The following is a 15,521-nucleotide window of genomic DNA, read 5'->3' as shown; positions in this document are numbered from 1 at the left end:
TTAAAATGCATATTAACAGTGCGTTAAATACGTATTTTAGCAACACAAAAGTACGTACTTTTGTGTTGCTTGATTATCATTACTTTATGATCGTTCTATAATCATAAAAGAACATTTATTCTACTATAACTTCATCTATAAACATGTGTGCCTTCTCCGTGTGTGCACCATGCCAATCAGGGATAGAGGAAGTTGTATTTACCAATATCCGTATACGGTCAGCTTCTACTTCCTTAAACTGACAACTATACTCTGCCAGTCCATCTTTAACATCAGTTGTAGCAACGGGAATATCTGTCTCTCCCTGCTTGATAAATTCACCATTTTTTCCGGTGGCTGTCCATACGGTAATCTTTGTGGGCGGGAAGATATATTCACCAAATTGTATCATAGCTCCCACTTTGACAGAAGATACAGGAGTTGCTTTTCCCAAATCAATGGTAATATCCATTGGTTCATCCATGAATCCCATCCAATAACCTGTGCTGTAGTTGAAATCTCCACGTAGGCCGTCTGTAAGGATGGAAGCTCCGGCAAATGTATATTTCTCTGTTGGAGTAGTTGCCAGAGTTGCCAGTTTACCGGTTGCTTTGTTGAAATTGAATTCTTTCTTGAATGTACGGGTTTTCACATTGTCTCTTACTACGATTGCCTGTAACACACAGCTTTTAGAAATTGCTATTGGTCGGGTATAACGGGTACTTTCTTCTGTAGGCTGACTTCCGTCCAGTGTATAATACATAGGTGAGTCTCCCAGTGTCGATAGAGTTACTACTACTTTGCCCTCAGAAGCAGTAGGTACATCATATTTTGCTGCTATTTCATAAATATGCTTTCCATAATTCACACCCATTACATTATAAATAGATACAATGTGGCTGAGGCTGTTTTGAAAACGTTCCCAGCTTTTATTTGCAGGTTGTGTCCATTGTACTTCACTTAACGCAGCCAGGCGGGGGAGTAACATGTATTCCAACTGTTCATTGCTCAATATATATTCTGTCCACAGATTACCTTGTGCTCCGATAATGTAAGCACGTTCCTGTTCGTTGAGTACGGCAGGAACCGGTTCCAATGAATATACCTTTTCGACAGGGTTGTATCCGCCGATGGCTAAAGGCTCATCCTGTGTATTCATGGTCGGATAGTAATCCAGGTATACATAGTTGTTAGGAGTCATGATGACAGGGTGTTTCAAACGGGCTGCTTCGATACCACCATCCATTCCACGCCATGACATAACAGTGGCGTTAGGTGCCAGTTCACCTTCTAAGATTTCATCCCAACCGATAATTTTCCGTCCATGATCATTCAAAAACTTCTCAACACGGGCAGTAACATAACTTTGCAGGAAGAACTCGGCTTTATGTTTTTCATTGGCTTTCAATCCTTCAGCTTTGATGCGTGCTTGACATCTGGGACATTTCTCCCAACGTGCTTTGGGACATTCATCCCCGCCGATGTGTATGTATTCCGAAGGGAATAGTTCCATGACTTCTGTTAAGACATTTTCAATGAAAGTAAAGGTCTCTTCTTTGCCCGGACATAATACATCATCGCGTACACCCCATTGGCCGGATACTTCATACGGTCCACCTGTACATCCTAAATTGGGGTAAGCTGCCAATGCTGCCATCATATGGCCGGGTAGGTCTATTTCCGGAATAACATTGATGCAACGTTCATTGGCATATTCTACAACCTCTTTTATATCTTCCTGTGTATAAAATCCGCCATATGGAGTAGTGTCATAGTTTTCCCATTCTTTGCGTATCATCGTTTTATTACGGATACTGCCTATCTCTGTCAGAAGGGGATATTTCTTTATTTCAATGCGCCATCCCTGGTCGTCCGTAAGGTGCCAGTGCAATTGGTTTTGTTTGTGAAGAGCCATAAGGTCGAGTATCTTTTTCATCTCTTCTTTAGGAAAGAAATGACGGGCTACGTCAATGTGCAAACCTCTATAGCCGAAGCGTGGGGCATCTTTTATTTCTACACAAGGCAATGTCCACTGAGTATCAGCAACAGGCTCGTTTCCGTAAATGGCTACTGGTAATAATTGCTTTAATGTCTGAAGGGCATAGAATACTCCGCTGCGGTCAGACGCTTGTATCATTATTTCGTCGGGTTGTATATTGAGTTCATAACCTTCGGGAGCTATTTTTTCATTGGTTTTGAAAACAATGCTTTGTTTGGAAAGTGTTTCGGTCTCATTGAGAGGTTGAACTGCTGTTTGAAATCCGGATACTGTGTTCAGATTTTCACTGAAGGATTCGATAATGGGAGTGCTGTTTTTATCTAATTCCGGAGATACATAGAAAACAGTTGAATTGTTGAATGCGAAATGTCCTGTATTTGTTTTTAATTCATTAGGTTGGGGAATGAGAGAACATTGCTCTTTGTTTCCTTTTTCCTGACAAGAGGTCATGCTTAGCATGAGGGTACATAACGATGCGGACAGTATTCCGCAAAAGTGTTTCGATAAACTCATAAGTAGTAATTTAATGGGTTATTGATAATTCCTTTATTATATAATACAATTATAAAGCGGGTAGTGCTAACCTAAAAGTCATTAATTTCTTTGTTGGCTTTAAAATAATTGATTTCTACTATTTTATGAGTTTTAAATTAGGATTGTTGAGTTAGTTTTCTATATATTTGTCTACCCTAAAACAGCTTTTATTTTTTACATTTAATTAAAATACCATGAAGAAATCTTTATTTACTGCTATGCTGGCACTATTTTTTTTAACACACGGCCAAATGATATGGGCGGTTGATAAAACAGCATCAGTACATACCCGTTATACCTTTGAAAGAGGGTGGAAGTTTATTCGTTCGGATGATGCGAATTTTAGTCTCTTTGATTATGATGATAGTCGTTGGCAACAGGTGACGGTTCCGCATGACTGGGCTATTTATGGCCCTTTTAGTATTCAGAATGATCGCCAGAAGGTAGCAATAGCACAAGATGGACAGAAAGAAGCTATGGAGCACGCCGGCCGTACGGGAGGACTACCTTTTGTCGGTGTGGGTTGGTATCGGTTGGATTTTGAAGCACCTGCGTTTGCGAAGGGTAAAAAGGCTACATTGGTCTTTGACGGTGCTATGAGCCATGCACGTGTTTATGTGAATGGAAAAGAAGCAGGTTATTGGCCATATGGTTATAATACATTTTATTTAGATGTTACTCCTTATCTGAATGCTGAAGGTAAAAACACCCTGGCTGTTCGTCTGGAGAATGAAGTAGAGTCATCCCGTTGGTATCCGGGTGCCGGGCTCTATAGAAATGTACATTTGATAGTAAATGAAGAGGCACATATCCCTATGTGGGGTACGCAGTTGACTACTCCGGTGGTAGAAGATAACTTTGCACGGGTACATTTGAATACATCATGGGTAATGCCGGAAGGCAAATCTCCTTCATCCTACCGTATTGTTACTGAAATAAAAGATGCAGATGGAAAGGTGGTCAGTAAAGAGAGTAAACAGCTTACTGATTTCGATAATCAGATATTCAGTCAGGAGTTTGTGGTTGAAAAACCGATGCTTTGGACCCCGGATACTCCCTATTTGTATATTGCCGAATCAAAGGTATATGAGGGTAATACATTGAAAGATGAATCTGTTACTCCGTTTGGTATTCGTTCTATTGAAGTGATTCCCGATAAAGGTTTTTTCCTGAACGGAAAGAAAACAGTGTTTAAAGGTGTCTGCAACCACCATGATTTAGGTCCGTTGGGTGCTGCTGTGAATGACGCTGCTATCCGTCGTCAGATACGTATTCTGAAAGATATGGGGTGTAATGCTATTCGTACTTCCCACAACATGCCGGCTCCTGAACTGGTGAAAGCTTGTGACGAAATGGGAATGATGCTCATGGTAGAAACTTTTGATGAATGGAAGGCTGCTAAATGTGAAAATGGTTATCATAAAGAGTTTGATCAGTGGGTAGAGAAAGATCTTGTGAATGTGCTGCGTCACTATCGCAACAATCCCAGTGTAGTGATGTGGTGTGTTGGTAATGAAGTACCCGACCAGTGGAATGGGGATCGTGGTCCGAAGCTCTCCCGTTATTTACAGGATATTTGTCATCGTGAAGATCCTACTCGCCCTGTGACGCAGGGAATGGATGCTCCGGATGCTGTGATAAATAATAATATGGCAGCGGTAATGGATGTGGCGGGATTTAACTATCGTCCCCATAAATATCAGGAGGCTTACAAGAAATTACCTCAGCAGATCATTTTAGGAAGCGAAACGGCTTCTACTGTAAGTTCAAGGGGAATTTATAAATTTCCGGTTACTCGTACCTGGATGAAGAAATACGATGATCATCAATCTTCATCCTATGATGTGGAACATTGCGGATGGTCTAATTTGCCGGAAGATGATTTTATACAACACGAAGATTTACCCTATTGTATTGGCGAATTTGTGTGGACCGGTTTCGATTATTTAGGTGAACCCACTCCTTATTATACGGATTGGCCCAGTCATTCTTCTTTGTTTGGTATAATTGACCTGGCAGGATTGCCCAAAGATCGCTATTATCTTTATCGTAGCCATTGGAATAAAGAGAAAGAAACATTGCATATCCTTCCCCATTGGAACTGGAAAGGACGTGAGGGAGAGGTGACTCCGGTTTTTGTTTATACCAATTATCCTTCGGCCGAACTGTTTATTAATGGCAAAAGTCAGGGTAAACGCACAAAAGATTTATCGGTTACAGTATACAATAGTGCCGATTCTGTTTCGATGATGAGTTTGAAACGCCAGCAGCGTTACCGTCTGATGTGGATGGACACTAAATATGAACCGGGCACAGTAAAAGTAGTTGCCTACGATGAGAATGGGAAGGCTGTGGCTGAGAAAGAAATACACACAGCCGGTAAGCCGCATCACATAGAGCTGGTCCCGGATCGCCGGATGTTGCAGGCAGATGGAAAAGACCTTTGCTTTGTAACGGTAAAAGTGGTGGATAAAGATGGAAATCTATGCCCGGAAGCTACTGATGAAATTCGTTTCAAAGTGAAAGGATCTGGCGTGTATTGTGCCGGTGCCAATGGAAATCCGGCTTCTTTGGAGTCTTTCCAAATCCCCCGGATGAAAGTATTTAGTGGAATGATGACAGCGGTTATTCAAACTACCGATAAAGCCGGAGCCATTGTTCTTGAAGCTACAGGAAGTGGACTTAAGAAAGCAACTCTTACGGTTGAAAGTAAATAATTTGCGTTGGAATTAAAAAAAAGTAGTATATACAAGTTAGTATTTTATCGGTTTCGGTTGTATTATATACAAATGCATTATAATCGTTAACCGATAAAATACTTATTGATGAATAAAAAAGCCTTTAACCCTGTTTCATGGGTTCCTACTGTGTACTTTGCCATGGGGTTGCCTTTTGTCGTATTGAATATGGTATCCGTTCTGATGTTTAAAGGACTGGAAATCTCCGACGCACAAATAGCCCTTTGGACTTCGTTGATTATGTTACCATGGACTTTAAAGTTTCTCTGGAGTCCTTTTCTTGAAATGTTTAAGACGAAAAAGTACTTTGTTGTCCTCACCCAGATTGTTTCCGGAATAGGTTTTGGGCTTGTTGCCTTATCGTTACAGCTTCCTCATTTCTTTGCTTGTTCCATAGCCCTGTTGGCTGTAGTGGCTTTCAGTGGTGCTACACACGATATTGCTACTGATGGTGTTTATATGACTGAGCTCAGTAAACCGGATCAGGCTAAATATATCGGTTGGCAGGGTGCTTTTTATAATATAGCCAAGATTGTCGCTTCCGGTGGATTGGTTTACCTGGCCGGATGGTTAGTGAAACACTTTGGAGGGGTGGAAGGAGCTTCCGGAGAAGTGATGTATGAAGCCAACGTACATGCCTGGATGATTGTCATGTTCATTATGGCGGCTGTGATGATATTGTTAGGACTCTATCATACCCGGATGCTTCCTTCCGGTGGAGCTGCTGTTACCGAAGCGACCTCATTTGCTGAAACGTTTAATAAACTGGTAGAAGTCATCCTTGATTTCTTTAAGAAGAAGCATATCTGGTATTACATCGCTTTTATTATTCTCTATCGTTTTGCTGAGGGATTTGTGATGAAGATTGTACCGTTGTTTCTGAAAGCAGGTAGAGAGATAGGTGGATTAGGATTAAGCGAACAGGAGATTGGCATTTATTATGGCACATATGGAGCAGCAGCTTTTGTATTAGGTTCTTTACTGGCCGGTTACTATATTTCGCACCGTGGTTTGAAGAGAACACTGTTTTCTCTTTGTTGCATCTTCAACCTGCCTTTTATGGCTTATACGTTGCTGGCTATTTATCAACCTACCAATGGAATGCTGATAGGTGGTGCTATTGTATTAGAATATTTTGGATATGGGTTTGGATTTGTGGGGCTCACCTTGTTTATGATGCAACAAGTGGCTCCCGGAAAACATCAAATGGCCCACTATGCTTTTGCTTCCGGCATTATGAATCTGGGAGTGATGCTTCCGGGAATGGTCAGCGGGTTTGTCAGTGACTGGTTGGGTTACCGTGATTTCTTTATTTTTATCCTGTTTGCTACTATTCCGGCTTTCCTGATTACCTATTTTGTGCCGTTTACATATCCGGACGCCAAGAAATAAGTAAATGTTCTAAATTATATGATATTATTATTGAAACGCAGAAACTCATAGATTCACGCAAAGTATATCATCGCTCAAGTATAGCGCAGCCATTTAATCTGCGAAAATCTGCGATCATCTGCGTTTCAATAAAAAGCTGTCATAGTATGAACTAAATTTAAACATTAATATATTAAATATAAAGAAGAGTATGAACGAGAAAATTAATATGCCCTGGGAAGAACGTCCCGCTGGTTGCACAGATGCCATGTGGCGTTATTCAAAAAATCCTGTTATCGGACGTTATCACATTCCGTCATCAAACAGTATTTTTAATAGTGCCGTAGTGCCGTTTGAAGATGGATTTGCCGGAGTATTTCGTTGTGACAACAAGGCAGTACAAATGAATATCTTTGCCGGTTTCAGTAAGGACGGCATCAATTGGGATATCAATCACGAACCTATAAAGTTCAAGGCAGGCAATACGGATATGATTGAGTCGGAGTATAAATATGATCCGCGTGTAACCTGGATTGAGGATCGTTACTGGATTACCTGGTGCAATGGCTATCATGGTCCTACTATCGGCATTGCCTATACGTTCGACTTCAAAGAGTTTTTCCAGTGCGAGAATGCTTTCCTTCCGTTCAATCGCAACGGGGTACTTTTCCCGCAGAAGATAAATGGAAAATACGCCATGTTGAGTCGTCCCAGCGATAATGGACATACTCCGTTCGGTGATATCTATATCAGCTATAGCCCGGATATGAAATATTGGGGAGAACATCGCAATGTGATGAAAGTGACTCCATTTCCTGAAAGTGCATGGCAGTGTACAAAGATCGGTGCAGGTTCGGTTCCTTTCCTGGTTGATGAAGGCTGGCTGATGTTTTATCATGGAGTAATTACCACCTGCAATGGTTTCCGTTATTCCATGGGAGCGGCTATCTTGGATAAAGATAATCCGGATAAAGTGCTATACCGTACCCGTGATTATCTGCTTGCACCTGCTGCACCTTATGAGCTACAGGGAGATGTACCTAATGTTGTATTCCCTTGTGCAGCATTGCAGGATGGCGAGAGAGTTGCCGTATACTACGGAGCAGCCGATACTGTAACGGGACTTGCTTTTGGCTATATTTCCGAAATCATTGAATTTATAAAAAGAACAAACATTGGATGATTTACGATTTTACGATTGATGTTAGAGTAGAAGTTAGAGTTAGAGAGAATATAATAGAGAGAGTTCCTTCAATCGTAAATCGTAAATTGTCTAATCGTCAATCTTTCTTGATCCTTTCAACTTTCAATTAAATAAATGAAACGACTTTTATTGACTTACACATTGGCTGTCTTTCTGCTTCCGGCTTTTGCCGGAGGTGGAGAGAAGCTTTCCCCTGTTGATTATGTGAATCCTTTTATTGGTACCACCAACTTTGGTACAACAAATCCCGGAGCGGTTTGTCCGAATGGGATGATGTCTGTTGTACCTTTCAATGTGATGGGTTCCGCCGATAACAAGTATGATAAAGACGCCCGTTGGTGGTCTACTCCTTATGAGTATCATAACTGTTTTTTTACCGGATACTCCCATGTAAATTTGAGTGGAGTGGGTTGTCCGGAGTTGGGCTCTCTTTTGTTAATGCCTACCACAGGAGAGTTGAATGTGGATTACAAGGAATATGGAAGCCGTTATAAAGACGAGCAGGCTTCGCCGGGTTACTACACAAATTATCTGACTAAATACAATGTGAAGACTGAAGTAACTGCCACCCCCCGTACGGGCGTTACCCGTTTTACATTTCCGGAAGGAAAGAGTCATATATTACTCAATTTGGGTGAAGGGCTTACCAACGAATCGGGTGCCATGCTTCGCCGGGTGAACGCCCAGGAGATAGAAGGAGTTAAACTCTTAGGCACTTTCTGTTATAATCCTCAGGCGGTATTTCCTATCTATTTTGTGATGCGTGTCAACAAACTCCCTTCGCAAACAGGGTATTGGAAGAAACAGCGTCCGATGACCGGCGTTGAAGCCGAGTGGGATCCGGATAATGGTAAATATAAACTTTATACCAAATATGGAAAAGAGATCGCCGGAGATGATATCGGTGCCTTTTTTTCATTCGACACCGAAGACGGTGAACAAGTAGAAGTAGAAATGGGTGTTTCCTTTGTAAGTATAGAAAACGCCCGTCTCAATCTGAACAAGGAGCAGGAAGGCCGGGATTTTGAGAAAGTACATGCAGAAGCCCGTGCTCGCTGGAATGATGATTTATCCCGTATTCTTGTAGAGGGAGGGACAGAAGATCAGAAAACCGTTTTCTATACAGCCATGTATCATTTGCTGATTCATCCCAATGTTTTGCAGGATGTCAACGGAGAATATCCGGCTATGGAAAGCGATAAAATAATGACTGCCAGTGGCAATCGTTACACGGTATTCTCTTTGTGGGATACGTATCGGAATGTGCATCAGTTGCTTACGCTGGTTTATCCGGAGCGGCAGATAGACATGGTACGTACCATGCTTGATATGTATCGTGAACACGGCTGGCTTCCGAAATGGGAGTTGTATGGTCGTGAGACGCTGACAATGGAGGGAGATCCCAGTATTCCTGTGATTGTAGATACCTGGATGAAAGGTTTACGCGATTTTGACATTAATCTGGCTTATGAAGCCATGTACAAATCGGCCACTCTGCCCGGTGCTGAGAATCTGATGCGCCCGGACAATGACGATTATATGTCTAAAGGTTATGTGCCTCTGCGCGAACAGTATGATAATTCGGTTTCTCATGCATTGGAGTATTACATAGCAGACTTCGCTCTTTCCCGGCTTGCCGGTGCTTTGGGAAAGAAAGAGGATGCCAAACTGTTCTACAATCGCTCATTAGGATATAAACATTATTACAGTAAAGAGTTTGGCACGCTTCGTCCCATACTTCCTGACGGAACTTTTTATTCTCCCTTCAATCCGAAAGAAGGTGAAAACTTTGAACCCAGTCCCGGATTTCATGAAGGTAATTCGTGGAATTATACATTCTATGTGCCCCATGATGTATATGGACTGGCGCGGTTGATGGGAGGGAAGAAGTCTTTCATCAACAAACTGCAGATGATATTTGATGAAGGTCTTTATGATCCTGCCAATGAACCCGATATTGCCTATCCTTATTTATTCTCTTATTTTAAAGGAGAAGAATGGCGCACGCAGAAGGAGACACAACGTTTATTGGCTAAGTATTTTACTACTCAGCCGGACGGTATTCCCGGGAATGATGATACGGGAACGATGTCTGCCTGGGCCATCTTTAATATGATAGGTTTCTACCCGGATTGCCCGGGATTGCCGGAATATACTCTTACCACTCCTGTTTTTGATAAAGTGACCATCCGGCTTGATCCGAAATGGTACAAAGAACGTGAGCTTGTGATAGAGTCTACCCGTCAGAAGCCCGATGCTTTGTATATTCATAATGTAAAAATAGGTGGTAAAAAGATAAACCGCTTCCGTATCACTCATGAGGAGTTGGTACACGGCGGGTTGTTAGAGTTTTCTATCAGGTAAATGTTTTTCCCCAATTAGTTTAGTAATGAAGGTAAAAAGGAGAGACTGTCCAGACATTGTTTGTTAGGGCAGTCTTGTTTTTATTAGCACTTTTGTTTTCTCAATTGTATTATTAGTACGAACCGGGGGCACCACCACAGAGGACACAGAGAACACTGAGTTTTAAATTTCTGATGAAACGCGGATGATCGCAGATTAAAAGCTGTAGTTCTTTATTTTAGATTAATTTTTCTTTGAGAAGCTCTGTACCCACTGTGTACTTTGTGGTGAAATACATTCACATTATTAGTACGAGTATTTATTTATTATATTTGATAGTATGAAAAAAGGATTTGTTTCATGTTTATTGTTTATGTGTCTTGGGATGGCAGGATGTCAGCAGAAGGATGTTGAGATACGGATCATTCCGCAACCACAATCGGTTGAAACTACTTCCGGAACTTACCGGTTACAAAAACAAGCTACGTTTACTTCTAATCTGCCGGAGACAGAGGGAAAAGAGTTTGCAGAATATGTGCAGGCTTCTCCTTTGGGTTTACAATTGAGTACAGAAGAGTCCGAAAAAGCGGCTGTTCAGTTTGTGATAATTGCTCCCGGCAACGAACATGATTCGACAGAGAGCTACCAGTTAGAAATAACTTCAAAAGGTATTGTTGTGTCTGCTCCTTCCGGTGCCGGGCTGTTTTATGGGTTTCAAACATTGTTGCAATTGGCAGATGCCGATACAGACGGTACCTATACTTTACCATTGGTTGATATCAAAGATACTCCTCGTTTTGCTTACAGAGGTTTGCACCAGGACGTATCCCGTCATTTCCGAACCAAAGAATTTATAAAGAAACAGTTGGATGCCATGGCACGCTATAAGCTGAACACCCTTCATTGGCATCTGACAGATGGTGCTGGCTGGCGTCTGGAAATTAAACGCTATCCGGAACTGACGGAGCAGGCAGCTTATCGTCCTTATCCTAACTGGAAAGCATGGTGGAAGGGGGGCCGTAAGTACTGTACAAAAGACGCTCCGGGCGCAGACGGAGGATATTATACACAGGATGATGCACGGGAGATTGTGGAATATGCGCGGCAACGTCATATCACCGTTATTCCCGAGATAGAAATGCCGGGACACTCGGAAGAAGTGTTAGCTGTTTTTCCTCAGTTGTCTTGTTCCGGCAAACCCTATGTAAATTCGGAGTTCTGTATCGGCAATGAGGACACCTTTACTTTTTTGCAAAATGTATTGTCGGAGGTGATGGATATCTTTCCTTCTGAATATATTCATGTGGGCGGTGATGAGGCGAATATGGAAAGCTGGAAAAAGTGTCCTTTGTGCCAGAAGAGAATGAAGGCGGAGGGATTGTCTGATGTGAAAGAACTGCAAAGTTATCTCATTCATCGAATGGAGAAATTCCTCAATGACCACAACCGTCAGTTATTGGGATGGGATGAAATCTTGGAAGGTGGACTGGCTCCCCGTGCCACTGTGATGTCATGGCGAGGAGAAGAGGGAGGAATTACTGCTGCCCGTGCAGCGCACGATGTGATAATGACTCCGGGAGAGTTTTGTTATCTGGACGCTTACCAGGATGACCCGACCAGTCAGCCCGAAGCTATCGGAGGCTATCTGACTTTGGAGAAGGTATACTCTTACAATCCTGTACCTAAAGTACTGACAAAGCAGGAGGCCGCTTATATAAAGGGGGTACAGGCAAACGTATGGGCGGAATATATATCTACTCCCGAACATATGGAATACATGATTTATCCCCGCTTGCTGGCATTGGCAGAAGTAGCATGGACACAGCCGGAACAGAAAAATTGGGAACACTTCCGGCAGTCTGCCCTGAAAGAAGTTAGCTGGTTGCAGGCTCACGGATATCATCCTTTTGATCTGGGTAAAGAAGTAGGAGAACGTCCGCAGGCGGCTACACGCATTGAACACTTAGGGCTGATGAAACCGATTCATTACACAACTCCGTATGCACCTCAATATACAGCCGGAGGTGATTCGGCATTGGTAGACGGGGTTCGCGGCGGATGGACGTATGGAGATAAGCGCTGGCAGGGTTTCCTGAATACGGATATGGATGTTACGATTGATCTGGAGAAGGTGACGGAAATTACTTCGGTAGCTGCCGAGTTTATGCAACTGTCCGGCCCTTATGTATGGTTACCGCGTGAGGTGATTATTTCTGTTTCTGATGACGGAAAGTCATTTACGGAAGTGCAACGTCTATCTACCGATGTTCCTACTACGGAAGACCGGTTGGTTTTCCGGACATATCAATGGGAAGGAAAGGCGTCAGCCCGTTACGTTCGTTACCGGGCTTTATCCAATGGGATAGAGGGGGGATGGCTTTTCACGGATGAAATTGTGATTAAATAGAGATGACTGAATGTATATACTTGACAAACAATAGGATAATTTGATTTGTTACTTTGTTGTCATACAATAAAAAGAGCCACAATAACCGTAAATTGTGGCTCTCTCGATTTAGAAACAGTTTTGTTTTAAAAAGGAAATCAAAACTTGCTGTGGGGGGACTTATTTGTTGTTATAAGCTGTCAGCATCCAAACCATTTTTTCTTGTTCTTTCAGATAATCGCTCATCAAAGCTACTGTAACTTCGTCACCGGCTTGTGAAGCGATGGACAACAGTTTGCGTTCTTCGCCGATCAGATGGCTGTAAGTTTCCAGAATATTCTCTAAAGCTTTCTCGCCATTGCTCACCCGGTCTACTTCGTTGATGTTGGACATCTTGAGGTAATCACTGAACTTATTGGCAGGAGTTCCGCCCAGCATCAGGATACGTTCGGCTATTTCGTCAACTTTCTCGGCTGCATCATTATAGAGATCTTCGAACTTGCTGTGGAGCACAAAGAAATCATGCCCTTTAATATTCCAGTGGAAACCGCGAAGGTTGGTGTAATATATCTGGAAATCTGCTAATAATTGTTGCAAAGATGCTACTACGTTGTTCACTCCCGATTCGTTCAACTTGATGTAATCTAATGTTTTCATAACTTGTTTTATTTAATTTGTTTATACTATTTTTCTTTTTCGTATTGCAAAGATAAGGCGAAAATGCATGCGTGTCAAACTGATAATTTCTATCTTTGCATAGACAGAATCTATAACCTATAAAACTTTGATAGATGACAATACAACAGTTGGAATATATACTTGCCGTAGACCAGTTCAGGCATTTTGCCAAGGCAGCGGAATACTGCCGGGTGACGCAACCTACTTTGAGCGCCATGATTCAGAAACTCGAAGATGAGTTAGGAGTTAAGCTCTTCGACCGTGCAATGCAGCCGGTATGCCCCACACGGGTGGGAGAGAAGGTGATTGCTCAGGCCCGTGCCGTACTTGCCCAGGCTTCACAGGTGAAAGAGATTATCAGTGAAGAGAAACGTTCGCTGTCCGGTACTTTCCGTTTGGCGGTATTACCTACTATCGCTCCTTATCTGTTGCCACGTTTTTTTCCGCAACTGATGGAAAAGTATCCGGAGCTGGATGTACGGGTGACGGAGATGAAAACGAAAGATATCCGCCAGGCATTACGCGACGGAGAAGTTGATGCTGCTATTTTAGCAAGTCTGCTCGAAGATACTGCGTTGTCAGAAGAGATTCTTTTCTATGAACAGTTTTATGGATATGTATCCCGCAAGGAGCCGTTGTTCAAGCATGACGTGATCCGTACGTCCGATATTACGGGAGAACGGTTATGGTTGCTCGATGAAGGGCATTGCTTCCGCGATCAGCTGGTGCGTTTCTGCCAGATGGAAGCTGTGAAACTGCATCAGATGGCATATCACCTGGGAAGTATGGAGACATTTATGCGTATGGTAGAGGGCGGGAAAGGAATTACATTCGTCCCGGAACTGGCAGTGTCTCAACTCTCCAATGAACAAAAAGAGTTGGTGCGTCCGTTTGCCATTCCCCGTCCTACAAGGCCCATTGTGCTGACCACCAATAAAGACTTTATCCGTGGTAGCTTGCTTTCTGTACTGAAAGATGAGATACGTGCAGCTGTGCCTAAGGAGATGCTTAGTTTGCAGGCTGTACAGTGCTTGGTTTAATGGACAGTGGACAATTGACCGTGGGCGGTGTAACTAAACGGAAGTACCTATATAAACGGCATCATTACCCTTATCCGGTGTTGTATTTTGTCCTTCTCAGAAAGGAACGCTCTTTTCCCCGGTGCACAGTCTTGTTTTACATGTACATGTAAAGCTGCATAAGATGTACATGTCGTACTGTCCCACATGCACATGTCGTACTGCTTTACATGTACATCTAAAACAGCGTTACACACCGAGGCTTCATACGTTACTCTACGAGATAGAGCTTTATCGATACCGGAGAAAGAGATAGATGGTAATGGCAGACAGCACTTAGCACAAAACTGAATAACTTTAGTCCAAATGATAAGATAAAAAAAGAACGATGACAATCATGGGAAGTTGTCATCGTTCGTCACATTTTATTATATCAGAATTAGTAGTTCGTTTTAGCCGTGTATGCAGAAATATTTAGTTGTTGTGCAGTAGGTATTTGACTGCTGCTTTTGGATTCTTTGAAATCCATCTTTATAAACTGTATATTGTCGTATATCGTCTTTACACGAACTTTCAGTCCTTTGGCTGTTTTCATCTCTTCGGCTACTTTATCGAGATTGAAGGAGACGATGCCTTCACCCAAGCTACCGCCGTTATCATCAAATGCATTGTGGCGGAATTCTAAATTGATGTAACCCTCTTCGTCCACAAGTTCCATGTCTTCGTTGTGAACCAGATTGAGCATGTGTTTCTTGTTGGGGTTCCGTGTACCGTAATACTGGAATTCCATTGTAAGATATCCCTGTGCAATCCAATGGTAAGTGACGTTTATCTTATTATCACCGATGCTATCTGCTGTAGCTTTCGTAAGCGGGATGATATCTTTGGTCAGGATAGAGTCCATTTGTACTACTTGAATGTTATAATCATATCCCGGAACTTGCTCTTCGAGCTGGTGAAACCATACAAATACACGCTTTCCATCTACAATCGGATAGTTGCGAACTGCAGAGTCATCACCCGGATACATCTTTCTGCCACTATCCAGACCAAAATAATAACTGTCGGCATCAGTGGCTTTGAGGGTGGCAATGGTCAAATCAGAATAGCTTGGTCCGTCATCGTCCAGACATGACTGGAGGAAAGGAGTAAGGACCAGAATCATTGTTGCTGCAATAAAATTTAATTTCTTCATAAGTTTGTTTGGTTTTCTTTTTACAGTTACACTTAATTAATGGCTATCATCGCCCGGCGTACCTCCCCGTGTGGG

Annotated in this window: 9 protein-coding genes; 6 read left to right on the top strand and 3 right to left on the bottom strand. The window is 42.5% G+C overall.

Annotation, left to right across the window (positions count from 1 at the left end):
• Positions 1-115 precede the first annotated feature (115 nt).
• Positions 116-2,491 (bottom strand): beta-N-acetylhexosaminidase, encoded by a 2,376-nt coding sequence (locus QX565_RS11455; protein WP_289292803.1) that lies wholly within the window; start codon positions 2,489-2,491, stop codon positions 116-118.
• 239 nt (positions 2,492-2,730) lie between these two features.
• Between QX565_RS11455 and galB the strand changes: the two genes are divergently transcribed.
• The 5 genes from galB (at position 2,731) to QX565_RS11430 (ending at position 12,575) form a co-directional block, all read left to right on the top strand.
• A complete protein-coding gene (gene galB, locus QX565_RS11450; RefSeq protein WP_474006461.1) occupies positions 2,731-5,229 on the top strand; it encodes a beta-galactosidase GalB in 2,499 nt (832 codons plus the stop codon).
• Positions 5,230-5,337: 108 nt separating this feature from the next.
• Positions 5,338-6,642, top strand: coding sequence for an MFS transporter (locus QX565_RS11445; RefSeq protein WP_007484754.1), 1,305 nt, complete (start codon positions 5,338-5,340; stop codon positions 6,640-6,642).
• Positions 6,643-6,832: 190 nt separating this feature from the next.
• Positions 6,833-7,804 carry a glycoside hydrolase family 130 protein gene (locus QX565_RS11440; RefSeq protein WP_025866909.1) on the top strand — a complete coding sequence of 324 codons (972 nt, stop codon included), beginning with the start codon at positions 6,833-6,835 and terminating at the stop codon, positions 7,802-7,804.
• Positions 7,805-7,939: 135 nt separating this feature from the next.
• Positions 7,940-10,189 carry a GH92 family glycosyl hydrolase gene (locus tag QX565_RS11435; protein ID WP_002561889.1) on the top strand — a complete coding sequence of 750 codons (2,250 nt, stop codon included), beginning with the start codon at positions 7,940-7,942 and terminating at the stop codon, positions 10,187-10,189.
• 319 nt (positions 10,190-10,508) lie between these two features.
• Positions 10,509-12,575, top strand: a complete 2,067-nt coding sequence (locus QX565_RS11430; RefSeq protein ID WP_195660741.1) for a glycoside hydrolase family 20 protein — start codon at positions 10,509-10,511, stop codon at positions 12,573-12,575.
• Between the two features lie 159 nt (positions 12,576-12,734).
• On the opposite strand, the gene QX565_RS11425 is transcribed toward QX565_RS11430, so the two are convergent.
• Positions 12,735-13,211 (bottom strand): Dps family protein, encoded by a 477-nt coding sequence (locus tag QX565_RS11425; protein WP_002561887.1) that lies wholly within the window; start codon positions 13,209-13,211, stop codon positions 12,735-12,737.
• 134 nt (positions 13,212-13,345) lie between these two features.
• Here QX565_RS11425 and QX565_RS11420 point away from each other — a divergent pair, with 134 nt between their 5' ends.
• Positions 13,346-14,272 (top strand): hydrogen peroxide-inducible genes activator, encoded by a 927-nt coding sequence (locus tag QX565_RS11420; RefSeq protein ID WP_195660742.1) that lies wholly within the window; start codon positions 13,346-13,348, stop codon positions 14,270-14,272.
• A 418-nt stretch (positions 14,273-14,690) separates the two neighbouring features.
• Here the strand turns inward: QX565_RS11420 and QX565_RS11415 are convergent, their stop codons facing one another.
• Entirely contained in the window at positions 14,691-15,446 is a 756-nt protein-coding gene (locus QX565_RS11415) for a NigD1/NigD2 family lipoprotein (RefSeq protein WP_007484763.1), read from the bottom strand.
• Between the last annotated feature and the right edge of the window lie 75 nt (positions 15,447-15,521).

It is taken from the genome of Bacteroides sp. 41_26 (assembly GCF_949740115.1).
Classification (GTDB): Bacteria; Bacteroidota; Bacteroidia; order Bacteroidales; family Bacteroidaceae; genus Bacteroides; species Bacteroides nordii.
This window is presented reverse-complemented; position numbering and strand designations above follow the sequence as displayed.

What these genes read in the sequence shown, in the direction of transcription:
- QX565_RS11420 (WP_195660742.1), top strand. Translation starts at nt 13,346, where the DNA reads ATGACAATACAACAGTTGGAATATATACTTGCCGTAGACCAGTTCAGG.
- QX565_RS11415 (WP_007484763.1), bottom strand. Translation starts at nt 15,446, where the DNA reads ATGAAGAAATTAAATTTTATTGCAGCAACAATGATTCTGGTCCTTACT.
- QX565_RS11445 (WP_007484754.1), top strand. Translation starts at nt 5,338, where the DNA reads ATGAATAAAAAAGCCTTTAACCCTGTTTCATGGGTTCCTACTGTGTAC.
- QX565_RS11430 (WP_195660741.1), top strand. Translation starts at nt 10,509, where the DNA reads ATGAAAAAAGGATTTGTTTCATGTTTATTGTTTATGTGTCTTGGGATG.
- QX565_RS11440 (WP_025866909.1), top strand. Translation starts at nt 6,833, where the DNA reads ATGAACGAGAAAATTAATATGCCCTGGGAAGAACGTCCCGCTGGTTGC.
- QX565_RS11455 (WP_289292803.1), bottom strand. Translation starts at nt 2,491, where the DNA reads ATGAGTTTATCGAAACACTTTTGCGGAATACTGTCCGCATCGTTATGT.
- QX565_RS11425 (WP_002561887.1), bottom strand. Translation starts at nt 13,211, where the DNA reads ATGAAAACATTAGATTACATCAAGTTGAACGAATCGGGAGTGAACAAC.
- QX565_RS11435 (WP_002561889.1), top strand. Translation starts at nt 7,940, where the DNA reads ATGAAACGACTTTTATTGACTTACACATTGGCTGTCTTTCTGCTTCCG.
- galB (WP_474006461.1), top strand. Translation starts at nt 2,731, where the DNA reads ATGCTGGCACTATTTTTTTTAACACACGGCCAAATGATATGGGCGGTT.